This is a genomic window from Bradyrhizobium sp. CCBAU 11361, assembly GCF_028128935.1.
Taxonomy (GTDB): Bacteria; Pseudomonadota; Alphaproteobacteria; order Rhizobiales; family Xanthobacteraceae; genus Bradyrhizobium; species Bradyrhizobium niftali.
This window is the reverse complement of record NZ_LBJZ01000021.1, coordinates 1-23631: the sequence shown is the minus strand read 5'-3', so window position 1 is coordinate 23631 and position 23631 is coordinate 1. Positions and strand designations below refer to the sequence as shown.

At 61.9% G+C, this 23631-nt stretch carries 24 protein-coding genes and 2 pseudogenes; 6 read left to right on the top strand and 20 right to left on the bottom strand.

Going from position 1 to position 23631, the window contains the following annotated elements; translation table 11 throughout:
- Window positions 1-6: 6 nt before the first annotated feature.
- From hypE to XI08_RS07130, 18 genes are all read right to left on the bottom strand, one after another.
- Window positions 7-1047, bottom strand: coding sequence for a hydrogenase expression/formation protein HypE (hypE, locus tag XI08_RS07215; protein ID WP_271573910.1), 1041 nt, complete (start codon window positions 1045-1047; stop codon window positions 7-9).
- Window positions 1044-2186, bottom strand: coding sequence for a hydrogenase formation protein HypD (gene hypD, locus XI08_RS07210; RefSeq protein WP_271573909.1), 1143 nt, complete (start codon window positions 2184-2186; stop codon window positions 1044-1046). The genes hypE and hypD overlap by 4 nt, the downstream gene beginning before the upstream one ends.
- Window positions 2183-2419 (bottom strand): HypC/HybG/HupF family hydrogenase formation chaperone, encoded by a 237-nt coding sequence (locus XI08_RS07205; RefSeq protein ID WP_271573908.1) that lies wholly within the window; start codon window positions 2417-2419, stop codon window positions 2183-2185. The genes hypD and XI08_RS07205 overlap by 4 nt, the downstream gene beginning before the upstream one ends.
- Complete coding sequence (hypF, locus tag XI08_RS07200; protein ID WP_271573907.1) at window positions 2419-4671, bottom strand: carbamoyltransferase HypF; 2253 nt, start codon at window positions 4669-4671, stop codon at window positions 2419-2421. Before hypF ends, XI08_RS07205 begins: the two co-directional genes overlap by 1 nt.
- A 2-nt stretch (window positions 4672-4673) precedes the next feature.
- Window positions 4674-5603, bottom strand: coding sequence for a hydrogenase nickel incorporation protein HypB (hypB, locus tag XI08_RS07195; RefSeq protein ID WP_271573906.1), 930 nt, complete (start codon window positions 5601-5603; stop codon window positions 4674-4676).
- Complete coding sequence (hypA, locus tag XI08_RS07190; protein WP_271573905.1) at window positions 5603-5944, bottom strand: hydrogenase maturation nickel metallochaperone HypA; 342 nt, start codon at window positions 5942-5944, stop codon at window positions 5603-5605. The genes hypB and hypA overlap by 1 nt, the downstream gene beginning before the upstream one ends.
- Window positions 5937-7022, bottom strand: a complete 1086-nt coding sequence (locus tag XI08_RS07185) for a nickel-dependent hydrogenase large subunit (RefSeq protein WP_271573904.1) — start codon at window positions 7020-7022, stop codon at window positions 5937-5939. Before XI08_RS07185 ends, hypA begins: the two co-directional genes overlap by 8 nt.
- Window positions 7019-7534 carry a [NiFe]-hydrogenase assembly chaperone HybE gene (gene hybE, locus XI08_RS07180; RefSeq protein ID WP_271573903.1) on the bottom strand — a complete coding sequence of 172 codons (516 nt, stop codon included), beginning with the start codon at window positions 7532-7534 and terminating at the stop codon, window positions 7019-7021. The genes XI08_RS07185 and hybE overlap by 4 nt, the downstream gene beginning before the upstream one ends.
- Complete coding sequence (locus XI08_RS07175; RefSeq protein WP_271565587.1) at window positions 7531-7740, bottom strand: rubredoxin; 210 nt, start codon at window positions 7738-7740, stop codon at window positions 7531-7533. The genes hybE and XI08_RS07175 overlap by 4 nt, the downstream gene beginning before the upstream one ends.
- Entirely contained in the window at window positions 7737-8600 is an 864-nt protein-coding gene (locus XI08_RS07170; RefSeq protein ID WP_271573902.1) for a hydrogenase expression/formation protein, read from the bottom strand. Before XI08_RS07170 ends, XI08_RS07175 begins: the two co-directional genes overlap by 4 nt.
- Window positions 8597-9043 carry a hydrogenase accessory protein gene (locus XI08_RS07165; RefSeq protein ID WP_271573901.1) on the bottom strand — a complete coding sequence of 149 codons (447 nt, stop codon included), beginning with the start codon at window positions 9041-9043 and terminating at the stop codon, window positions 8597-8599. The genes XI08_RS07170 and XI08_RS07165 overlap by 4 nt, the downstream gene beginning before the upstream one ends.
- Window positions 9044-9286: 243 nt before the next feature.
- On the bottom strand, window positions 9287-9583 hold the full coding sequence (locus XI08_RS07160) for a HypC/HybG/HupF family hydrogenase formation chaperone (RefSeq protein ID WP_271573900.1): 297 nt from the start codon (window positions 9581-9583) through the stop codon (window positions 9287-9289).
- Window positions 9584-9605: 22 nt separating this feature from the next.
- A complete protein-coding gene (locus XI08_RS07155) occupies window positions 9606-10184 on the bottom strand; it encodes a HyaD/HybD family hydrogenase maturation endopeptidase (RefSeq protein WP_271573899.1) in 579 nt (192 codons plus the stop codon).
- Window positions 10185-10200: 16 nt separating this feature from the next.
- On the bottom strand, window positions 10201-10944 hold the full coding sequence (gene cybH, locus XI08_RS07150; protein ID WP_271553480.1) for a Ni/Fe-hydrogenase, b-type cytochrome subunit: 744 nt from the start codon (window positions 10942-10944) through the stop codon (window positions 10201-10203).
- 9 nt (window positions 10945-10953) lie between these two features.
- Window positions 10954-12744 (bottom strand): nickel-dependent hydrogenase large subunit, encoded by a 1791-nt coding sequence (locus XI08_RS07145; RefSeq protein WP_097669718.1) that lies wholly within the window; start codon window positions 12742-12744, stop codon window positions 10954-10956.
- A gap of 30 nt (window positions 12745-12774) precedes the next feature.
- Window positions 12775-13866 carry a hydrogenase small subunit gene (locus XI08_RS07140; RefSeq protein ID WP_271573898.1) on the bottom strand — a complete coding sequence of 364 codons (1092 nt, stop codon included), beginning with the start codon at window positions 13864-13866 and terminating at the stop codon, window positions 12775-12777.
- Between the two features lie 324 nt (window positions 13867-14190).
- A complete protein-coding gene (locus tag XI08_RS07135) occupies window positions 14191-14565 on the bottom strand; it encodes a hypothetical protein (protein ID WP_271573897.1) in 375 nt (124 codons plus the stop codon).
- Between the two features lie 77 nt (window positions 14566-14642).
- Window positions 14643-15095 carry a matrixin family metalloprotease gene (locus XI08_RS07130; protein WP_271553473.1) on the bottom strand — a complete coding sequence of 151 codons (453 nt, stop codon included), beginning with the start codon at window positions 15093-15095 and terminating at the stop codon, window positions 14643-14645.
- A gap of 1131 nt (window positions 15096-16226) precedes the next feature.
- On the opposite strand from XI08_RS07130, the pseudogene XI08_RS46170 reads away from it, so the two are divergent.
- From XI08_RS46170 to XI08_RS07115, 4 genes and pseudogenes are all read left to right on the top strand, one after another.
- Window positions 16227-17146, top strand: a pseudogene (locus tag XI08_RS46170) (IS1380 family transposase).
- Window positions 17037-17561 carry a transposase gene (locus XI08_RS46165; protein ID WP_442869773.1) on the top strand — a complete coding sequence of 175 codons (525 nt, stop codon included), beginning with the start codon at window positions 17037-17039 and terminating at the stop codon, window positions 17559-17561. The pseudogene XI08_RS46170 and the gene XI08_RS46165 overlap by 110 nt, the downstream one beginning before the upstream one ends.
- Before the next feature lie 645 nt (window positions 17562-18206).
- Entirely contained in the window at window positions 18207-19073 is an 867-nt protein-coding gene (locus XI08_RS07120; RefSeq protein WP_271573896.1) for a host specificity protein, read from the top strand.
- Window positions 19074-19518: 445 nt separating this feature from the next.
- Window positions 19519-19947 (top strand): annotated as a pseudogene (locus XI08_RS07115) (transposase); the annotation flags it as partial.
- 116 nt (window positions 19948-20063) lie between these two features.
- Here XI08_RS07115 and XI08_RS07110 read toward each other — a convergent pair.
- Window positions 20064-20585: a hypothetical protein gene (locus XI08_RS07110; protein WP_097670004.1), complete on the bottom strand. Its 522-nt coding sequence runs from the start codon at window positions 20583-20585 to the stop codon at window positions 20064-20066.
- A gap of 185 nt (window positions 20586-20770) precedes the next feature.
- Window positions 20771-21388, bottom strand: coding sequence for an N-formylglutamate amidohydrolase (locus XI08_RS07105; protein ID WP_271573895.1), 618 nt, complete (start codon window positions 21386-21388; stop codon window positions 20771-20773).
- Between the two features lie 424 nt (window positions 21389-21812).
- Here XI08_RS07105 and XI08_RS07100 point away from each other — a divergent pair, with 424 nt between their 5' ends.
- On the top strand, window positions 21813-22205 hold the full coding sequence (locus XI08_RS07100) for an avidin/streptavidin family protein (RefSeq protein WP_271573894.1): 393 nt from the start codon (window positions 21813-21815) through the stop codon (window positions 22203-22205).
- Between the two features lie 893 nt (window positions 22206-23098).
- Window positions 23099-23305 carry a cold-shock protein gene (locus XI08_RS07095; RefSeq protein ID WP_097670001.1) on the top strand — a complete coding sequence of 69 codons (207 nt, stop codon included), beginning with the start codon at window positions 23099-23101 and terminating at the stop codon, window positions 23303-23305.
- The last annotated feature ends 326 nt before the right edge of the window (window positions 23306-23631 follow it).

The following is a 23631-nucleotide window of genomic DNA, read 5'->3' as shown; positions in this document are numbered from 1 at the left end:
GAAGCCTCAACAGATTCTCGGCAGTTGTTCGCCCGACAGCCAGTCTACGATTCGACCGCCTCCGAAGCTCGTCGCCATCTGCACGAAATGATGATCGTCGGCTACGGCCGCGCCAATGTCGGCGGCATCGCGGCCGAGCGGATGCGCCCGCATCGCGGCCAGCACCGCCCTGGCGGCCTCCGGCGCGACGATCGCGACCAGCTTGCCTTCATTGGCGACGTGGAGTGGATCGAGCCCGAGCAGCTCGCAAGCCGCCGCCACGCCCGGCTTCACCGGGATCGCCTCCTCTTCAAGATGGAAGCCGAGGTCGGACTGCTGAGCGATCTCGTTCAGCGTCGCGGCGAGCCCGCCGCGCGTGGGATCGCGCATCAGGCGGATGCCACGACCGCCGGCCTGCACCATCCTGGCAACGAGATCGTGCAGCGACGCCGCGTCCGAGACGATCTCGGTCTCAAAGGCGAGATTCTGCCGCTTGGACATGATGGCGACGCCGTGGTCGCCGAGCGTGCCGGAGATCAGCACCCGATCGCCGACCCGCGCGTTCTCGGCCGAGAGATCGAGGCCATCGGGCACTACGCCCACACCCGCAGTCGAGATGAACAGGCCGTCAGCCTTGCCGCGCTCGACCACCTTGGTGTCGCCGGTGATGATATGGACGCCGGCCCCGCGCGCCGCCTCGCCCATCGATTCCGCGATGATCTTGAGGTCGGCGAAGCGAAAGCCTTCCTCGATGATAAAAGTCGCCGAGAGATAGAGCGGCTTCGCGCCGGCCATTGCGATGTCGTTGACGGTGCCGTGCACCGCGAGCGAGCCGATATTGCCGCCGGGAAAGAACAGCGGCGAGACCACATAGCCGTCGGTCGTCATCACCATGCGCCCGGCGCCGACCTCGAACGCCGACTGGTCATTGCCGCGCGCCAGCCATTCATTGTCAAAAGCTTCGTGGAACAGGCCCGAGATCAGCTGTACCATGGCACGGCCGCCCGAGCCGTGGGACAGGTCGACGCAGCCATTCTTGATGTCGAGCTTGCGCTGATAGGCCTTCATGACGCCCGGCTCTGCTGATGGTCGCGGAAGCGGCCATAGGTCCAATGCGCAGCGCAGGCGCCTTCGGAGGACACCATGCAGGACCCAATCGGCGTCTCCGGCGTGCAGACGGTGCCGAACAGCTTGCAGTCGACCGGCTTTTTCACCCCGCGCAAAATGGCGCCGCATTCGCAGGCCGGATTGTCGTCGACGCGCAGCTCGTTCATATCGAAACGGACCTCCGCGTCGTATTTCGCGTAGGCGCGCTTCAGCTTCAGCCCGCTATAGGGCACCTGCCCGAGCCCGCGCCATTCGAACTGGTCGCGCAGCTCGAAGATATCGGACACCTCTTCCTTGGCGCGCAGATTGCCGTCGCGGTTCACGGCGCGGCTGTACTGGTTCTCGACCTCATGCCTGTGCTCGTTGACCTGCCGAACCAGCATCAGGATCGCCTGCATCATGTCGAGCGGCTCGAAGCCCGAGTTCACCACCGGCTTGCCGAATTCTTCGGCGAAGAACTCGTAAGGCGCGGTGCCGATGATGGTCGAGACGTGGGCCGGCCCGACGAAACCGTCGATCTCGACGCGGCCAATGTTGCGGATGTCGGGACTCTCCAGAATGTTCTGCATCGCCGGCGGCGTCAGCACGTGGTTGCAGAACACGCTGAAGTTTTCGAGTTGCTTCTTCCCGGCCAATCGGATCATGACCGCGGTCGGCGGCGTCGTGGTTTCGAAGCCGATGGCGAAGAACACGACCTCGCGCTCGGGATTCTCTTCGGCAATCCTGATCGCATCGATGGTGGAATAGACCATGCGGATATCGGCGCTGCGCGCCTTCGCCTTCAGCAGCGATGCGCCCTGCGACCCCGGAACGCGCATCAGGTCACCATAGACGCAGAGGGTGATGTCTGGCCGTTCGGCTAGCCGGATCGCCATGTCGATGCGCCCGGCCGGCAGCACACAGACCGGACAGCCGGGCCCGTGAATCATCCGCACGTTCGGGGGCAGCATGTCCTCCAGACCGTAACGCGAGATCGCGTGGGTATGGCCGCCGCAGAATTCCATGAAGCGATAGGGCTTTTGCGGATCGGCTTCCGCGCGGATCGCTTTCGCGAGCCCGAGCGCGATCTCCTTGTCGCGAAACTCATCGGCATATTTCATGACGCGGCTCCCTGTGCCTCGGTGCTGAGCTCGCGCAACAATTCGAGCGTCCGCCTTGCCTCCTCCGGGTCGATCTTGGTGAGGGCGTAGCCGACATGGATGATCACATAGTCGCCGACAGCAAGGTCTTCGATCAAGGCGACCGAAATTTCTTTGCTGACGCCGTCGATGGAGACGATCGCCATTTCGTCGGGCAGCAGCTTTGTGACCTCAGCAGGTATCGCGAGACACATTAGGCGGTTCCTTCCAGGCGTTGCTGTTCGAGTTGGAGCGCGGCGATCCAGGCCTGCCCGAGGCTGAGACCGCCGTCATTGGGCGGCAGTTGCCGCGGCAACAGCGGCGAAAGACCGGCGGCTATACAACCGCGCTCAATCTCGGAACTGAGGATCGCGTTGAGAAAGCAGCCGCCGCTCAGGGTGACGGTCGTGATGCCGGTCTCGCGCGCCGCGCGGCCGATCCAGTCGACGCAGGCGGCCGCAAGCGTGCCATGGAACAGCTCGGCGCCGTCGACCGGGTCGATGCGATCGGTTGCAAGGCGCGCGAGCAACGGAAACAGGGACAGCACGCCGTGTTCGATCACCCAGCCATCCTTCAAGATGCGCGGCGTGCCGACCCGCGCTTCCAGCTTCATCGCGGCTTCGCCTTCGTAGCTCTGCACCGGGCAAAGACCAAGCAGCCCCGCCGCCGCGTCGAACAGCCGGCCGGCGCTGGTCGTCACCGGCACGCCCGGCTGTTCGAGCATGGCGCAGAGACGTGCGGCCTGCGGCTGCCTCGCGAAACGGCTTGCGATCGCATCGCCGCGGCGAAGGGCATGCAGTACGCTCGCGGCCATGCGCCACGGCTCGCGCGCGGCACGATCGCCACCCGGCAACTTCATCGGCGCCAGATGTCCGAGCCGTCGGAACTGCGCAGCCTCGCACAGCAGGAGCTCGCCGCCCCAATTGCCGCCGTCGCTGCCATGACCAAAGCCGTCGAGCACCAGCGCCAGCGCCGACCCCGTGATGCCATGCTCCGCCATGACGGAAGCGGCATGGGCGTGATGGTGCTGGACCGCGATCAGCCGCCGTCCGCTCGCTTCGGCGAAGCGGGTCGAAGCCATGTTCGGGTGCAAATCATGGGCGATAACCACCGGCTCGACGTCCAGCGTCGAGAGCAGATGGCCGACGGTTTCCTCGAAGAAGCGGACCGCTTCCGCAGTGTCGAGGTCGCCGATGTGCTGAGAGACGAAGGCCTCGTTGCCGCGCGTGACCGTCACGGTCGACTTCAGCCCGCCGCCGACGGCCAGGATCGGCGGCACGGTCTGCGCGAGACGAACCGGCTCGGGCACGTAACCGCGGGCGCGGCGGATGAACCGGGTCCGCCCGGCAAAGACCGCCGCCACGGAATCGTCGGCGCGGGTGACGATGTCGCGGTCATGGCTAACGATGAGATCAGCGATGCCGGCAAGGCGCAGCTCCGCCTCGCGATTGTCGATCAAAAGCGGCTCGCCGCCGGGATTGGCGCTGGTGGCGACGATCGCCCAGCTTTCGCCGGCCCGCTTATGCATCGCGTCCAGCGCCTCGAAGATCAGGTGATGGAGCGGTGCGACCGGCAGCATGATGCCGATCCGCGACAGCTCCGGCGCGATCGCAGGCGCGAGCCGATGGCGCGACGTCATCAGCACGATCGGCCGCGGCGACGTTTCGAGCAACGCAAGCTCAGCAGCGTCGGCATCGGCGATGCCGGCGACCGCGTCCACCGAGCCGACCATGACGGCAAACGGCTTCTGGTCGCGCTCCTTGCGCTGCCGCAGCCGCTGCACGACCGCCTGGTCACGGGCATCGCAGATGAGCTGGTAGCCGCCGAGCCCCTTGATCGCGACGATTTTGCCTGCCGCAATCGCGGCGGCAATCTCCGCGATCCCGTGGCTGAGCCTTGGGCCGCATTGCGGGCAGGCGATCGCCTCGGCATGGAAGCGGCGGCTCCTGGGATCGGCATAGTCGCCCGCACAGGCCTTGCACATGGCGAAGCGCTTCATCGCGGTGGTGGGGCGATCGTAGGGCAGCCGCTCGGCAATCGTGTAGCGCGGACCGCAATGGGTGCAGTTGACGAAGGGGTAGCGATAAAACCGGCTGGCGGGATCAAACAGCTCGCTCAGGCATTCCGGACAGGTCGCGGCATCGGCGACGATGCGCGTCGATACCCTGCCCTGCTTGCTGGCGAGGATGCAAAACTCCTCGCTCGCCATGGCGCCGACCGGGTGCACCGAGATTTCGTCGATGCGGGCGAGCGGCGGCTTTTCGCGCGGCAACGCTGCGACGAAGTCGGAGGCGCGCTCTCCTTGGACCTCGATGACGACACCGTGGGGATCGTTGGCGACGAAACCGCCGAGTCGATAGCGCGTGGCAAGGCCGTAGACATAGGGACGAAAGCCGACGCCCTGCACCGCGCCGCGCACATGCAGGCGCAGCCGCCGTCCGTCCAGTGCTGTGGCCTTGCCGCCCATTCTCACTCCGCCGCCGTCATCGCGGTCGGCTTCGTGGCGGAAGCCCGCTTGCGGATCCAGGCATAGAGCGCCGCAAAGCCCTCGCCGGTGCGCGCCGACATCGTCAGCATCTCGATCTTGGGATTGACCCGCCGCGCATATTCGATGGTCTCGGCGAGATCGAAATCGAGCACCGGCGCGAGATCGATCTTGTTAATCAGCATCAGCGTCGAGGCCGCGAACATGTCGGGATATTTCAGCGGTTTGTCCTCGCCCTCGGTGGTCGAGAACACCACGATCTTGCAGGCCTCGCCGAGATCGAAGGCCGCCGGACACACGAGGTTGCCGACATTTTCGATGAAGAGGAGACCGCCGTTCAACCGGTGCAGCCGGTCATAAGCCTCGCCGACCATGGCGGCGTCTAGGTGACAGCCTTTGCCGGTGTTGACCTGGATTGCCGGCACGCCGGTCGCGCGAATGCGCTCGGCATCGTTGGAAGTTTGCTGGTCGCCCTCGATCACGCCAATCGGGAAGCTGTCCTTCAATTCGGAGACGGCGCGAACCAGCAGCGAGGTCTTTCCGGCGCCCGGGCTCGACACCAGGTTGAAGGCAAGCACATCATCGGCCTGGAAGCGCGCACGATTGTCGGCGGCGAGGCGGTCGTTCTTGCCGAGAATGTCGCGCCCGACCTGGATGATGCGCTCGCTGCTCATGCCGGCGATCTTTTGGCCCGCAGGATTCGGGCCGCAGTCGACCAGGCCGGCATCTTCGTGGGTGTGATCGTGGTGATGATCGTGATCGTGACCATGGTCATGGTCGTGATCGTGTCCATGACCGTGTTGGTGGTGATGATGATGCCCGTCGTGATCATGATCGTGGTCATGCCCGTGATCACGATCATGGGCATGTTCGATGGATGCTTTGCCGTCGCTGCAGCCGCAGACCATACACATCAGTCGACCTCCAGTTCCCTTACGCGCATCTCTTCGCCGCCCGTCACCTGCAGTTTATAGCCACCGCAGGATGGGCATGGTTCGTAACGCTGCTTGATCTCGATGCTTTTGAAGCACGCCATGCACCAGGCCGTCCCGGGCGTCTCGACGATCTCGAGCCTCGCCCCTTGCGCGATGGTCTGCGCAGCGACCGCCTCGAAGCAGAACTTCATGGCTTCCGGCGCAACGTGGCTGAGCGCGCCGATCTCGAGGCAGACGATCTTCACCTTGGCGAAGGAACGCTTGCGCGCTTCCTCCTCGACGATGCCGATGATGCCCTCGCACAGTGCCATCTCATGCATGGCCGGCCTCACGAAAACTGAGGCTGAAGCCGACGCAGGGATCGAACGAGTCGACCAGCGTGCGCACCGCATCCTGTCCCTGCGGGCCGGCGGCGAGCAGCGAGCCCTTGAGGCTGCGGACCAGCGGGCCGCGGGCATGAAAATTCCATTCGGTCGGTGCCAGAAATTCGAAGCTCGTGATGCGATCCTCATCGTCGAGCGCGACGGCGTGGTACAGCCGCCCGCGCGCGCATTCGACGGCGGCAGCGCCCTTGCCTGCGCCGAGGCGATAGCTTGCGACGACGCCGTCATCGGGATCCTCCTCGCCGCCATCGAGCCAGGCGCAGAGCCGCGCGACCTCGGCGATGCGCGCCTTGAGGCGCGCGGCCGGGCCTGCCGACGAGACCGGCTCGCGTTGCGCCCTGCGCGCCCACACACCGGTTTCCGGAATCTTGCCACCAAGTTCCGGCGCATCGGAATAGGCCGCCCCATCCGCCAGCAAGCGCGTGACGATTTCGAGGTCGTCGGCCGTCGTCAGGAATGATTGCTCGGCCATTGCCGGCGACAATACTTCGCCATCGCAGCGCGCGACATAGGCGGCGAGGGCGCTGCCGGGTGCGAGGATCTGGTCTTCGCCGCAAATTCCCAGCGCGCCGAGCGCGGCCTTGATCTGTGCGACGACGTCGCGACGCAAGGCTTTCGGCACGGCGTCGCTGGCGCCGCCGAGAACCGTGCTCGCCTGCATCATCGCGCGCACGGCAGCAGCGCTCGTGGCGTCGAGCGTGAGCCACCCGACGAACAGGCCGCGCAGCAATTCGGTCAGGCGCTCGGCGACGACAGCCGTGACGCGACGCCGCGCCGTCACCGGTGTCGCCTCCTGCCCCTGCGCGGCCTCGACCGCCGACAGGAACGCCACCTGATGGGCGACGGAGCAGAGCGAGAAAAGCCTTGGCAGCACCGAGAGCAGCGAAATCGCCGGCTTGCCGGCAAACAGCCGCGTTAAAGGCGGCCGGCTGCGCGGCCGGATCGCGAGGTCGGCGATCGTGCCGCTGGCGAGCCACACCGTGATGTCGATCTCGTTGCGGAACCCCAGGCTCATTCACGCCTCTCCATCAAGGCACCGCGCAGGAAGTTACGCCGATCGATCGGGGTTGTCGCAGGCTCGCGACGGCGGACCGCTTCCTCACTGTCTGCCGGCAGCATCAGTTCGACAATGGCTGCTTCGGCCGTCGCCCGCGCCGCGGCCATGTCCGCGAGCTGGAACATCGGCGAGAACAGCGAACAACTCGCGATCCGGCCCATTTGTCCGACCTCGCTGATGATGAATTCGATGTTGCCCGCGGGAAAACGGACTTGCACGGTCGCGCCCGACATCGTCTGGGCCACCGCGCTCGCAGGCATCACCACGTTCATGAACCACGGCGTGACCATGATGCCCACGATCGTGCCGTTGAAGCGGCGGAAACCGACCGCCTCCACGCCGAGCGCATCGTTGCAGATCGGCAGATCGCGCATCGCGCGGTCGCCGATCTGCCGATAGCTTCCGGCCAGGAGATCGCCCCACGCCGCGGCGTCGGCGTCTGCGACGGGAACCGGCGCGCCTCCCGTCATGCTTCGATCGCCATGAATTTGGATTTCGGGGCATCGCAATTCGGACAGTGCCATTCCTCCGGCAGCGCGGCGAATGGCGTACCGGGCGCGATCTGCGCCACCTCGTCACCGTCAGCCGGATCATAGACGGTCCAGCAGATGCCGCATTCCAGCCGCGTGATGTCCGCGACGTCCTGACGCACGCCAAAATTCTCGAAGGCGCTCATTTGAAATAGGCCTCGATGATTTCCTGCAGCCGCTCGGCGGAATCCTCGAAATCCTCGTCCGCCGCAAGCGCGACGGTCGGCACGCCGCCGACTTCGAGCGTATCGAGAATGATGGTGTCCATGGCGTTGAAGAACTGCACCGACCAGACATTGCGGATGCCCGTGGACAGCACCCGGCAGGTGCCATAGCCGCGCGACACGAGCTGAATCGGTCCGTTCCGGATCGTGTCCTGCAGAAAGCTCATATCGACCGGGCTCATCGGAAGCAGCGTGAAGTTGATGATCTGCGAGCGGATGCCGGGCCGCCAGGCCAGGGCGCGCTCGCGGATTTCGGCGAGCACCGGCAGCACGTTCATGGCGCCCCCCGGCACCTCGCCGATCTCGAAATCGGCGGATGTCAGGTCGGCGGCCGCGCGCTTGACGATCTCGGGTATGGCGCCGATCTCGAGATATTCGTGGCTGGCGTCGGACTCGAGCCGCACGCGCCAGATCCCCGCCAGCACCGATTCCTGGATCTGGGCCAGCGATCCGTCCGGCAGCGCGACGACGCCACCAACCTCGCCTTCGCCGAGCACGTCGGCGATGAGCTTGCTCTCGAGCTCGTTGAGATTGGCGAGCCGGAACAGCTGCGTCGGCGCGTCGGCTTTCTGGCCCGCGATGGCATTTGCGATCCGCGAGAGCAGCGCGACCGCGTTTGGGCAGCTCCAGGCAAGCTCCGCGCTGTCGAGCGTTGCAAGCTTTGCCAGCGCTCCGGCCGCCGTCAGGCTGCCTTTCGACGCATTGAGACTCTCCTCGCCGATCGGAAACACGCTGACCGGTTGCTCGGCGCCTTCGGGCGCATCCCAGAACCCGACCTTCATAGCTCGACACCTTGCGTGCGATGCTGGGGAACGATGGTGACGGCGACCGCGGCGGCTTGCCCGCGCGGACGATCGATCAGTTTTGTGATGCGATCGACATAGACCGACCAGTCCTGGATCTTGGCGATCAGCCCCAGCGTCTCGCCCTTGGCGACGAAGATCAGCGTCGGCTGCACGCGCACGCCAAAACGCTGTCCGACCGCGCTCTCGTCGCCGCGCGCGATGACGGCACCGCGCAGCCGGCCGCCGAAAGCGGTAATCAACTCCGGCAGCACCACGGCGACATCGATCGCCTCCGGGAAACGATTGGGATCGCCCGCCGACAGCAGCACGGCGATCGCGCCGGCAGCATCCGCCTCGCCAAGAAAACGATCAACCGTCGCGGCGTCGATCTCAGGCAGGCCGTGCCGCGTCAGATCATTCTTCCCCACCTGGAATTCCATTAGACCTCCCCTGACAAGCTTATGTTTTCGCTCGGAACAGAGGTCAGCAAGGTATGTGCCAGCATATCGCTGGCAGTAGCAATGAATCACCTATTTGATTACATCGGATATTTTTACGAACCGATGGCAACGCTCGTTTTAATGATAAGATACTTTCCGTCTTTATTATTTGCAGTGGAAAGACAGCTTGCAGGCCTATCGCCACCGCCAATCCGGCCGCCGGTATACTTGAACCGGGCCGGTCTATTCGGACCGCAGATGTGCCGGCAGCTGCGGTTCTCGGTCGGTGAGGTCGGCAAAGAAGCGATCGCAATTCTCGCCCCCGACCGCCGCGTTCAGGCCTTCGATCGCATCCGCGATCAGGCGCGCCTCATCCTCGTCGAGCAGACGGATCGCGGTGTCGATATAGACCAGCACCTTCGCGCCCACCGGCGGGTTCGAAAGCAACAGTACGGAGACGCGGCGCTCCTCGCCGAGAAATGCGCACAGTGCGGACATGCCATCGGTCTCGACAATCGTCATGGGTAAGCCGAGGCACATGGTCCAGTCTCCAGAGGCGCGGTCAGGCCGGCCGCGTCTCGTAATGGAGGTCATCGATGTCGTTGGCGAGCAGCCGCTCGGACTCCGCCAAGGGCGCACTGCGCCGCGTTACTTCGATGCCCCACTCGGCCAGGATCTCGCAGGCGAGATCGATCGCCGGCGCGATCTGGTGGCGCACCGGCGGCGTCAGCGGCCCGCCCCAGTCTTCGAGATCGAGCGGCTGGCAGCCGATCAGCACCAGATGTTTCGGGCAGCGGCCGAGCAGGTCGGCGGCGCTGATCACCTCCTGGAAGCCGGTCTGGTGCAGGCTCATCTTCTTGGCGCCGGTGAAACGCGGCACCTCGTCGTCGCGTACGAGCTTCAACCGGCCGGGTTCGAGGCCATAGTCGATGGCGTCGAACACGATCAGGCGGTCGGCCTCTTCCAGATAGTTCACGAGGTAGAGGCCCTGGGTGCCGCCGTCGAGGATCGTAACGTTATCAGGCACGACGTAGCGGCGGTGGAACTCCTCCACCGCGCGCACGCCAAAGCCTTCATCGGCCCACAGGATGTTGCCGATGCCGAGCACCAGGATGCGGTCGTATTGCGAGGATGTCGGCATCGGTAGCCTTCCCGTTTCAGTCGCGGAATTGCCGTTCGCCCGAGATCATCGAGGAGATGATGCTCTGGCGCGACATGATGTCTTCGCGGATCGCCGCGTAGGTGTGCACCATCAGGAACACCACCAACGCCCACATGCCGAAATGATGCCAGGTGTGCACGTCCTGGCTGTTCGGCCAGATCGCAAACACCCAGCCGAACAGCTTGTGCTGCCAGCTGTCGATGCCCGCGCCTTCGGAATAGAGCGCAAAGCCGGTAATGATCATGAAGGCCACGAACAGGGTGAAGCCGGTGAACATCGCGGTCTGCGCCAGCGGATTGTGGCCGACATACATTTTCGGCTCGCGCTCAAGGAACGCGTACCAGCGGATCTCGTGCAGCACTTCTTTCCAGAACTGCTTGCGATGCACTGGAATGTAGAAGATCTGCCGGGAGTGGTGATTGCCGACGAAGGCCCACAGGATGCGCGCGAGGAAGAATACCGCGAGCACCTGTCCTGCGGAGAAATGGGCAAAGCGGATATAGCCCATCACGAAGCTGGCCGACGCCTCGCCCTGGACCGAAGGCAGCGGCGTCCCGATTAGATAACCGGTGACCATCAGGATCAGAATCGATAGCGCGTTCACCCAGTGGCAGATGCGCACCGGGGCTTCGTAGACATAGACGGTGGGACGCCCCACCGCACGCTCGCCCGCCGCATCGGCCGCAATCGCTGTGAGGTTCGGCTCGGCTTCCGCAGAAGGCACAACTGCATCCATCATGGTCGCCTCCTACCTGACCTTGACCTTAGCGAGCTCCTGGCCGTCCGGGCTCATGACGTGTGTCGAACAAGCCAGGCACGGATCAAAGGAATGGATCGTGCGCAGGATCTCGAGCGGCTGCTCGGGATTGACCATCGGCGTGTTCATCAGCGACGCCTCGAAGGCGCCGATGTTGCCCTTGGGGTCGCGCGGCGAGCCGTTCCATGTGGTGGGCACCACGCACTGGTAGTTGTCGATCTTGGTGTCCTTGATCTTGATCCAGTGCGCGAGCGCGCCGCGTGGCGCCTCGGTGAAGCCAAAGCCCTTGGCTTCCTTCGGCCAGCTTTCCGGCTTCCACTTGTCAACATTGGCAGTCGAGCTGTCGCCGGCCTTGATGTTGGCGATGAGCTTGTCCTGGAAGTAACGCATCTGCTGTCCGGCCCAGACCGATTCCAGTGCGCGCGCCGCGGTGCGGCCGAGCGTCGAGAACAGCGCCGACATCGGCAGGTTCAAATCCTTGAGGAACTTGTCGACGGGATCCTTGAACTCGGACTTGTTCTGCGCGTAGCCGACCACCCAGCGCGCCAGCGGGCCGACCTCCATGGCGTGGCCCTTCCAGCGAGGTGCCTTGATCCACGAATACTTGCCGCCCTCGTCGAGCTGCTCGATCGCGGTCTTGGTGCCCTTCGCATTGGGACCCAGCACGTAGTTCGGCTCGGTGATGCCGTCCCAGGGATGCAGGCCCTTGGTTTCGTCGGGGTATTTGTACCAGGAGTGGACCACAAACTCCTGGATCTCGTCGGGGTTGGCGTGATCGACGGGAAACACCTCCGACAGATTGCCGTTGATGATGGCGCCGCGCGGTAGCTTCAGGCTCCGGGTGGAATAGTCGTTGGCGTGTTCGGGCACGTCGCCATAGGCGAGCACGCTCTGGCCCGAAATGCCGCCGCCATAGAGCCAGTCCTTGTAGAACGAACCGATCGCCGCTACGTCGGGTAGATAGACCATTTCGTTGAACTCGATGATACGGTCGATGATCGAGGAGATCAGATTGAACCGCTCCATGTTGATGGCGCCGACCGCGCCGGTCCCGTCGACATTGATCGGACAGGGCACGCCACCGACCAGCCAGTTCGGATGCGGATTCTTGCCACCGAAGATGGTGTGGATCTTGACGATCTCCTTCTGGAAATCGAGAGCCTCCAGATAATGCGCCACCGCCATGAGGTTGGCCTCGGGCGGTAGCTTGTAGGCCTTGCTACCCCAATAGCCGTTCTTGAACGGCCCCAACTGACCGGACTCGACGAACTTCTTCAACCGGGTCTGCAGATCCTTGAAGTAGCCGGGCGAGGACAACGGCCAGCTCGAGATCGACTGCGCGAGAGTCGAGGTCGCGCGCGGGTCGGCCGAGAGCGCGGAGACGACGTCGACCCAGTCCAGCGCATGCAGGTGATAGAAGTGGACGACGTGGTCGTGCACCTGCAGGGCGAGCTGCATCAAATTGCGGATCGAGTTGGCGTTCTCCGGAATGGTGATCCCGAGCGCGTTCTCGACCGCGCGCACCGACGTCAACGCGTGCGTGCCGGTGCAGACGCCGCAGATCCGCTCGGTGAACGCCCACGCGTCGCGCGGGTCGCGGTTCTTCAGGATCACCTCGATCCCGCGCCACATCGTGCCGGTGGAGACCGCGTTGCGGATGACGTTGTCGGCGTCGACATTGACCTCGACCCGCATGTGCCCCTCGATACGGGTCACGGGATCGACGACAATGCGTTTGCCGGAATTGTCGAGATTGAAGCCGTTGGGCGTTTGGATACCCATGGTGTTCCTGCCCTGGTATGTCTTTTCAAATCAGCTGTTGTGGTCGGCGTCGTCGCGCTTGCTGGCGAGCCGCTTCACCGCGGTCACAGCCGCATGCGCGGCCACCGCGGCGCCGACGGCGCCGGCTGCCGCCATGCCGATCTGATCGGCGTTCTTCTCGATGCCGAACTGCTTGATGTTGGTGAGACGATCGTAGAACGAGCCCTTGTCCCAGAAGCCGTCCTCCGAGCAGCCGATGCAGCCGTGACCTGACTGGATCGGGAACGACACTCCGCCGTTCCAGCGCACCGTCGAACAGGCGTTGTAGGTGGTCGGGCCCTTGCAGCCCATCTTGTAGAGGCAGTAGCCCTTGCGGGCGGCCTCGTCGTCCCATTCCTCAACAAACTGGCCGGCATCGAAATGCGGCCGCCGATAGCACTTGTCGTGAATGCGCTGCGAGTAGAACATTTTTGGCCGGCCCTGGCGGTCGAGCCCGGGCAGCTTGCCGAAGGTCGTGATGAAGGTGACGACGCCAGTCATCACTTCGGCGATCGGGGGGCATCCCGGCACCTTGATGATTGGCTTGTTGGTGATGACCTTGTCGATCGGCGTCGCCTGGGTCGGATTGGGTTTTGCCGCCTGCACGCAGCCCCAGGACGCGCAGGCGCCCCAAGCGATGATCGCCATCGAATCCTCGGCCATCATCTTCAGCTTCTCGACGAACGGCTTGCCGCCGTCGATGCAGAACATGCCACCGTCGTTCAGCGGCGGATTGCCTTCGACCGCGAGGATGTACTGTCCCTTGTGCTTGGCGCGGGTTTCCTCGAGGATGGCCTCCGCCTGGTGTCCCGCGGCCGCCATGATGGTGTCGTCGTAGTCGAGCGAGATCATCGACAGCACGGCATCCTTGACCAGCGGGTGCGCGGAGCGGATGAAGCTCTCGGAGCAGCAGGTGCATTCGAGGCCGTGCATCCAGATGACCGGCACGCGCGGCTTGGTCTCGAGCGCGTTGGCAATGCGGCTCGCCGCCAGCGGCCCGAGCCCGAGGCTCGTCGCCGTCAGGCTGCAGAACTTGTGAAAGCTCCGACGCGTGATGCCTTGCCGCCTGATCACGCTGTAGAATGTTTCCGTCGCCGCGCCCATGAATCGTCCCGTCTTCGGCTTTGACTTGTCGATGACGCCAAGGACAGCAAGAAGCAGGCCAACAGCCGGGAGCGATTCAAAAGTGAAGGGATTCCAGAACGTTGCTGATCTGAATCACTCTCATGAACGGTACGCGGGGACACCGACAACACGAGGAGCGGAAACAATTCGATTTGCAGCCGGCAAGGAAGTTTCCGGCCTCTCGCCGGAAATACTTTCTTAGTGCGCGGTGCACACCATACTCGACGCTGGTAAAGATGCAGGTTTAATGGAGGTTTAGGACCGGAAGCCCTCTCACAGAACACGCATTGTTGTGGGAAACAACTAACCATCACCGGCAAGGATGTAACCACGGATGAAGCAAAGGCGGCAGACAGGGGACTCGGAAAAACCGACGTTGTAGCCATGCACAAAGAGCATCATGCCATCGGCAGGATTTGCGGTAGCGGAGGCGAACTCTTCGCGAGAAAGACGATATAGCTTCTGGATTCGGAAATGCTTTCTGTCGTCTTCCGCCTCCTTGCGTAGCCCAAACCAGCTCGTCTTCGGCGTCTCCACTTCGCCCATCTTGTGAACGACCGGAATACTGACCGTCACGTGGCCAAAGGTGTTGGTGGCAGAACGAGCATAGGAGATCTGGCTCAATTCGAGACCAGGCCCGCCCATCACCACGCGATTCGTGGCGAAGTAGACCGGCACCAGACCCTTGATAGCCGACGTTGATCACGACCTCGGCACCGGTGATGCTCTTGTCAGGAGGCGCCCTCTGGCTCGCCTCACCGGTTGTCGGTCGCCATGGCCGATAGCCATGATAGTGCCGGACAGTCGCGGTTCTGTTCATGCGTGAAACCAACCGCATGTCCGAATTCGTGGACCGCAACCGCACGAATGCAGAACTCGCGTCTATCTCGACAGCCTTTGCTCCAATGATTGAAACTGAAATTGAGAGTTATGCCCGATGGCTTGCGGTCAAGGTATTTTCCGACGACGTCGGTGTGAGCGCCCTCGTCAGCGACCCGCACGTGCACACCGGGCGCGCCGTCGGTACACAACGGCCAGGTCTTCGAAAACCACACGCCGCCTTGCGCCGCAGTCTGCCAGGTCTCCGCAACCGCTTTTCGAACTAGGTCGGCATACTTTTGATCCTTCGGCTGCAGATTCTCCCAGCAGACGGGGATTTCCTTGATCTCCCATTTCGATCCGCGAATGACCGTGCCGTACAGCTCCATTTCGGACACGCCCGACGGAAGCGCAGGCGAGCATTCGCGCCCCAAGAGATCAAGAGTCTGGGTAACCAGAGGCGGACCATTGTCCTACTGCGTCGGGGTTGGGGTCGGCGGGAACACAGGCACCGGCGCCACGATGAATCCATTTGTCCGGGGTCCGCCGCCCGTACGGCGTCCGGCGCCTCCCGGGAATTCCTGCGACTTCTCTCCTCCCGGCGAGGGAGCCGTGTAAATCGGATTATCCTTTGATCCAAGCCTGGATGGAGAAAAGTGTATGTCATTTGCGCCGGCTCCGCGCTCTCGGTAGGCATCGCCGGCGTGAGATTGTTAGCGGCGATGAGAATAGCGTTGTCCTGCAACCAGGCTGCCAGTGGCTTGGACGCGTCGACAATGATGCGCTTATAGGCGGCTCGGTCCGGGTACTTGTTCTCAGCACGCCCCTCGAGCTCGATCAGGTCCGCCGGCGTTCCATGATAGCAGCCGCGCTCATACGTTGCCGGTCCCGCGGCCGCTGGCGTCGTATCGGACGCAAGTTGTGCGTTCTGTTTCATCAGGAATGACCAGATCAGGTCATAGGTATCCTGGGCCGAAGCAGTGGGACCCCATGGGTGATTTCACTACTGGTCGCGCTCAGAATCCGTTTGTAATCAAACGCTGTACCGGAGCCGAGCCCGCCCGTATCGGTCACCTTCAACTCCAGGAAGAAAGTGCCATACAGGAACGGATCAATGTCGAAATGAGCGTACCTGTCGAACGCCTCTTCAGGGCGTGACTTCTAGATTTTGAGGTATTCCTTCCGCCTCTCCCGTTCGATCTTGTAGAAAGTCACGACCTCACATCGGATCGACTTGAGGAAATACGGCAGCTCACCGGCCGTGATCACGCCTGTCTGCGGTTCATGAATATAATACAGACTGGTACACCCGCCCATGGCGAGGCAAATACCAACGCAAGCCGCGGCTCGACTGAAATTCCACATATGACCGCCCCGTCCGCGTCGAGCTAGCCCGTCTTATTCGCAAGAGGGCGCCCGAGAGGCTGGCGAGCGTGGTGTAAAGCGTTGATACGGCGTAGGATTCGGTTGCGAAGCCAACCCATCACCTTCAACCGCGAACGCCACGCCCGCCATGACCGATGATACGATTCCGCCCTTTTCGTTTCCAGCCGTTCACGCCAAGAAAGTCACAGCTGCCTCGATGGTGGGCGCCTAACCTCGAAAGGGGGGTGATGCTTCTGGCGATGGCCGAGCGGCGTCTTGGTTTGGCCGACAATTTGGCCCGGGTGTTCCCGGATCGGCGCGATCCGACGCGGGTCGTGCACAGCCTGGTCGATATGTTCCGCGCGCGCATGTTCGCGATCTGCTACGGCTACGAGGACGCCGACGACCTCGATCATCTGAGGTCCGATCCCGCATTCAAGCTGGCCTGCGGACGGCTGCCGGACAGCGGTCGCGATCTGTGTTCCCAACCGACGCTGTCGCGCCTGGAGAATGCTCCGCGCCTGCGCGACGTGATCCGACTGACTACACTTTGGTCGACGCATGGATGGATAGCTACCCGCGCGAGCCGGCATCCGTCACGCTCGACATCGACGATAGCTGCGATGTCGTCCACGGCCATCAGCAGCTCTCGCTGTTCAACGCTCATTATGACGAGCGCTGCTTTCTGCCGATCCACGTCTACGACACGGAGAAGAGCCGGCCCGTGGCGGTCGTGCTGCGGCCCGGCAAGACGCCGGGCGGCGTCGAGGTGCGTGCCCATCTGCGCCGCCTGGTACGGCACATCCGCACGCGATGGCACAACACGCGAATTACGTTCCGTGGCGACGGGCACTATGCCCGGCCGGAGGCAATGGCGTGGTGCGAGACCAACGGGCATCGACTACATCTTCGGTCTGTCCGGCACCAAGCCGCTCGCCAGAAAAGTCGACGAGGTCGCCGGCGACATCCGCACGCGACGCGCCATCGAGAGCCCGCCGGTTCTGCGTGGCTATACCGAGACGCGCCACAAGGCAAAGTCCTGGGATCGCGAACGGCGCACCGTCGCCCGTATTGAGGCGACGATGCTCGGCCTCGACATCCGCTTCGTCGTCACCAGCCTCGATGTCGGTTCGGCCGAGTGGATCTACGACAGCCTGTATTGCGCGCGCGGCCAAGCCGAGAATCTGATCAAGCTGCATAAGACGCAGCTCGCCTCCGACCGCACCAGCTGCCGTTCGGCGCTCGCCAACCAGGTCCGTCTCGTGCTCCATACGGCCGCTTATTGGCTGATGCTGACCGTGCGCGAGGCGATTCCCGAAGTCCGGGAATTGGCCGCTGCCGAGTTCGCGACGCTGCGTCTTCGGCTCTTGAAAATCGCTGCCCGTGTCGTCGAGACCACGAGCCGCATTCGCCTTGCGTTCGCCGCGGCATGTCCCGAAGCCGACCTGATCCGCGGCTTGCCAGGCGCGCTGCTGCCGCTCGGTCCTTGACCGGCGGGGCGTGCGCCCCCGTTCGCCCACCCCATCCCTCAAGCGCGTTGCAAAGTACGGGTCGTCAGGCGGTGAATAGCCGAAGGCAATCCTGTGCGCCTCGTCAGACAAGATGTGCGGCCGCATCAATCGGACTAAAAAGCCGCACTCTCACGAATAGGACGGGCTAGGCGCGGCAGCGACCGTCCTTTTCTTCTTGGTCCATCCACGCGCTGCGGGCGTTGGCCTTAAAGAGTGCGGCGTGATCTACCTGGTCATCATGGTGGTCGGCAGTAGCGTACCGTGCGCGATATTGTACGGCTTAGGTGCTTTGGCTCGCCATGTTTTTGCGGGAGCGACTTGAAGAGCGAGTCGGCCGGCTACAACTTCGGCCTGCTCCTGCGATGGCCCGCAGACGTGCCATCATCCGTGCCTTCGCCGAAACTGTCCCGGCTCAAAAGATTGCTTAAATCATCGCTCGTCCGCGTTTTTCACGGAGCACTCTTTATTTATTTGTTTGCACTGCTCCCTTGAGGATTGGGAATGAGCCTAAATTGGCCGCCTATGCGTCAGGTTGTGGTCAGCCAAGCTGTATATCCTCCTCCGCGCGGAGCTTGCGCGGCACGAGCTCCAGCGTGCAATTGTGCCGAGAGGAGAGCGAATCTGATGTATGGTAGAATCGTCGGATCGTCCAGCCAGCCTGGAAGCGCCAGCCATGTTGATGAATCTGGAGATGAGGGAGAGAGCCCCCGATTTGCGGACACAGTTGCGGGCATGGAGCCCGGTACGTCGTCGTCGGTGACAACGACGCCATACTCTCTGGCTTCCAAGCCGCCGATCATAGAGATCGATCAAAATTCCTTCGAAAACGGACTGAGGAGATTTTTGGGCGGCGACATCAGGCACATCGCCGGTAACCCAGAAGAGTACTCGGATCACGTGTCCGAGAAGGCTTGGCGCACAGGAGCGGTTGCTGGAAGCTACCTCAACACTCCCGAATATTCAATCAAGCCAGGACGATTCTACAGCTATCAGTTAGGTGACGAAACCGTCGGGCTTTTAAAAGCAGGTGGGCCGACTCAAATCGAGGGGGAGCAGTTTTGGCAACAGTTTGGACGCAACGATATCACGTCCGTGGTTGAGCTTCGGGTTACTCATCCGTTGGTCGATAACGCGGGCGATATTCTGCTGGAGCATCAACTGCGACTGGACGGCGACCATCCCTTGGTCTTGTCACGTCCTGGCATGGAGGGCATGGAACCCCGTCTGAAAAAAATGGGTTTTGTCCACATGGGTGGTAATGATTGGGCGCTTGATCCTAACCAGCATCCCGAAGTGTGGACGAAGAACGAGAGCAACGAGTGGCAGCGAGTAGACAAACCTACGAAGTATCTTACTAAGGTCGAGGATAGTGACACCGCTTCTAGCGACACCGCTTCTGAAGCAAGTGTCGAAAGTGCCGAAACGACCTCTTCAGGTGGTGATCCGGCATCCCTCTTGGACCAGCACTTCGCACGATTGCGCATGGAGTAGAACAGCCGCAATAAAGAGAGACCTGGGCAGGAAATAACGGCTGTTTCGTGAATGGACGCGGCGCCGCGAAGGTCCTAGCGTTAAACGAGGGGGGCGTACGTTAGCAGCGTGCGCCCCATTCGCCTGCCTATCCTATTCAGAAAGTAATGTAAAAAGGCACTCCGCTCCGTCACAGTGCGAACCACCGATGCGAGGGGCGACCGCCGGTCTTGGTCGAGGCGAACCGCTGCTCGATCTGCTTGGACTCGAGAAGCTGTTGGGTGACGTCGTTCAGACGGCGCAAGTCGAACTCGCCGTTGACCATCTTCTTCAGCGTCGAGCTAGCCCGTCTTATTCGAAAGCGTGCGCCTGAGGGGCTGGCGAGCGTGGTGTAAAGCGTTGATGCGGCGTAGGATTCGGTTGCGAAGCCAACCCCATCACCTCAACCTTGAACGCCACGCCCGCCATGAACGATGATACGATTCTGCCCTTTTCGTTTCCAGCCGTTCACGCCAAGAAAGTCACAGCTGCCTCGATGGTGGGCGCCTAACCTCGAAAGGGGGGTGATGCTTCTGGCGATGGCCGAGCGGCGTCTTGGTTTGGCCGACAATTTGCCCGGGTGTTCCCGGATCGGCGCGATCCGACGCGGGTCGTGCACAGCCTGGTCGATATGTTCCGCGCGCGCATGTTCGCGATCTGCTGCGGCTACGAGGACGCCGACGACCTCGATCATCTGCGGTCCGATCCCGCATTCAAGCTGGCCTGCGGACGGCTGCCGGACAGCGGTCGCGATCTTTGTTCCCAACCGACACTGTCACGCCTAGAGAATGCGCCGCGCCTGCGCGACGTGATCCGACTGACCTACATTTTGGTCGACGCATGGATGGATAGCTATTCATCTCCGCGCGGGCTTTAGGCGCGAGATCCATCAAGCGAGCCATGGTCAAGGGCTCGTAAGGCCGGGAGCGTTGCCACAACGAAAAGCAGTCGACGACAAAGTCGTCGTCTGCATCAACGCTGGTCAGTACCTCGCTCCGGGATCAGCGGCGCGCCCCCGATTGAGATTGGCCCTTCTGGTTTAGAAGGTTGGACCACTCGCTTGGCCGGCTTCAAAGCGGAATGGGCGGCCGGCGGAGAAGGAACAGGGGGCGTAGGGGCGGGAACGGGCAATTTCTGCAAAGATTCGATCTTCGCCGTGAGCGCCTCGATCTGGTCCGCCATCCGCTTCAAATCGGTTTGCTGGGCACCGATGTTGCGATTGAGCTCTGCGATCTCATCGCTCGCCTTCTGTTGTCCTGATCGAATCTGGAGGAGAGCTTCCCTATCCTCAGGTGACAAGCCTGTAATCGGGACAGGCTCATGCGCCGATGACGTCGCGAAAACTGTCTCGATGTTACTCCAATAGTAGGCTGCCCCGGCGCACAGACCAACGGAGATGACCACGAGCGCGAGAATCCAAGAAACGCGCCTTGGCGATTTGTGCGAGACGGGCGGCAACTCCGAGGCGTTCGCTTGATCAATCACATCCGTCATTCTCAGCCTGTCATTCCCATTCATCGGCCTTTCTCGTTGACGGGATAACTCGCAACGGTCAAGAGCTGCGGCGAGATCCGGGTGCTGACCGCAATTTCCCCGGCAATCTCGCCATCGCCATGTCAGCAATCGCGGTGCGATGTCGCGATTGGAGGTCGGCACGCAGCTGCAGGTGAAGCGTTCTTCTAGATTGGGCACCATCGATCAACCATCTCCGTGAGCGCACCACGAAGGCGGGGCTTCAAAAATTGGAGCCGCGCGTTGTCGATCTCTGGCCGGACAGGATCATCGATACGACCGCAATCCATATAGGTTGTGAAGCGCAATTCGATCTGCAACGCCTTGGTCGAAGCGCTGTAGTGTTTCCTGCCGCCGGCAAACGGTTCATTGGAAACTGCCCGGAAGCCCCGTCGCTCGAACGCGATCACGGCGATCGCTGTTGTGGCCGGTTGACACGACGCACCCGCAAGTCGCCGATTCATACATCGTCTTCGATGGGTCCGTAAAAACGCGTGCAGATCGAGAAGCAGGACGCGCCCGCACAGTTTTCGGAGACGGCGGATGATGTCAGATAGCGCCTGGTGATAAGGTAAGTGGTACTCGGCCAATCTTTGCGAAAGAGTCGTTGGGTCCGGCCGCTCCTGATAAATCGATGTCCCGTCGAACATAGACACGGAAATCACAGCGTCCTGGAAAGGACCAATAGCAGCCCTTCGGGATCGCGATTTAAATCGGCACGTATCGACTGTGTGTCGCCGCAATGCTCGTGATTCCCAGATCTGGCAACCTCTGGAAGATGCCATTCGTTATTTCTTAGCCATGTTCGGTGAAGTTGAGTGAAAGCGGCCGCAATCGACGGCGGAACGAAGGTGCCGCTGTGGGGACACTAGCAATCACCGGAATGGATATGCCTGGCGCAGGTTGCCCGACCCGATACAGCTGTGGGCAATGCCCTCTGGTCTGCGTATGTCCGCGGACGATGGAGCTCATGGGAAGCGCGCCTCACTCACAATAACCGAGCATCAGCTCGGAGCTCGGCCGCCCAGGCGAACCGACGCGGGGAAGCAATCGAGGGACACCGCCTTCGCCGCGATCCAGCATGATCTTGCGCTTTTGCGCCGCATTCCGTTGCCGAATGCGGGATAACAGCAGCGAACGTCACCTCAAGTTGCACCAAATTAGTGATCCAAGATGCGACTTCTAAGCGAACTCTTTTGGGGCTTCAATATGAAGAGATTTCTGGGATTTTTGTTGATCGCTCAGTTCTTCTTGCTTTTCGCCGAGGCCAGGGCGCAGGGGCTTCCTGCTCCCTCATACTGGAAGAATGAACGGGGTTCAGAGCTGTATGTTTGGTCCACTAATGGCAGGGCAATCCAAGGGGCTTTCACGAACCATGCTCAAGGATTTGCTTGCCAGGGTATCCCTTATCCTGCATCGGGAGCAGTCGGTCCAACCGGACTGTATTTTGTTGTTACTTTTGCCCAGTGCAATTCGTTCACCCGGTGGGTTGGAAAAATTAACGGGGCTCAAATGCCAACGTCATGGACGCTGTTCTACGTTGATAAGAACGGCAAGCCCGGCAAGTTGAAGGGCGCGGATACATTCACGCGCGTATGGTAGTTTTCAATCTTCTTGCAACGTGGCGACCTTAGATCGACAATTCGCTCTCGCGAGTTTCAGCCTGCCTCTCTTTGAGACGCGTAAGCTCCGTTTCGCAATGCTCTGGGCTGTCCACGATCAGCAGGTTCAATGCTTGACAGCCCGCAAGCCCTGTTGGAACGGCCGAGGAATTGCATCGAAGGGCCTCCCCAGATCCGAAAGGACAGTATAAGCTTGCGTCCAAACTTGTCGGACGATCCGTGCGTTAGCATTTGTTTTCAGGTTCTTGTTTTGAAGCCCAGCGCGGGGTCCGCTAGGGGCCGCTAATGTGTGCGGCGATCGTGCCACTGCGTTTGGTTAACGAATGTGAGTTTTCAGCTCTCGATACTTAAGATTCTCGCCGGCCAACCGGAGGGCCGTGCGAGTCTCGCTGTCCTGAAGGATTACCTAGCGGTATTCTACACCAGCGGTCCGGAGTGGACGGCTCGTATGAAGCGATTGGCAGAGCGGGCCCCGGATCTCAATATTTTCGGACAGAAGCTGGTTGCGCGAGAATCCGGACAGTGGATCATAACGGAAAAAGGCAGGGCCCTTCTTGGTTCGCTGGAACAGATGGCCATGCCGACCACTCAAGAGCGAGCGCTCGAAGGATCGCGTGAGACGCCTCTCGCAAGTAAGCTTCCCGTGCTTCCACCCGCGCTGCAACGCCGCAGCGCCAGCCGCAGGCGTCGCGGCCAGAAACAGCCGAGGACGCGGGACGATCGATCGGCCTAACGGCTCTGTGAAGCTCATTGCGATGACCGATGTCGCTCAATAGTGAGCGGCGGGGCAACATCGCACGCGACCCACGAGGAGGGTCTTGATCATTCTGCGAACAGTAGATAGATCGCGGTCATTTGCATGGAGATATTATAGTGGCAACCGGTATAGTAAAGTGGTTCAACGCGACGAAGGGCTACGGCTTTATTAGGCCGGATGATGGGGGAGCCGACGTATTCGTGCACATCAGAGCAGTCGAGAAGGCCGGCTACACCGCTCTTGCGGAGGGGGCGCGGATCAGCTTCGATGTCAAGATGGGTAGCTCGGGTAAGGTGTCCGCAGAAAATCTGCGTTTTGGTTGATTTGCGCCATCAGCTTCGCGGCCGTCGCTGTGTAAGCCGAGCAATGCCTGCGCGGCTCAAGCGATCATCCCTGGGGTCGAGAGCTAGTCTTACTGCATCATAAATTTCGATGACTGCTTTGTCTTGAGATTGCTCTGATACAACAAGGGCATCGAGATAGTGTGGACGCGAGAGCGGCGCTCAATTTCCGCCGGACAGTCGAGATCGAATTTGGAACGTGGCGTTCAGGCCGCAATGGCGGAACCCCTCGGGCGATAAGTTTCGGGAATTGTAACCTCTTTGAAAAACCCGGCCGAACCTGTTGCTGAGGGGGGAATCGTCTCCCG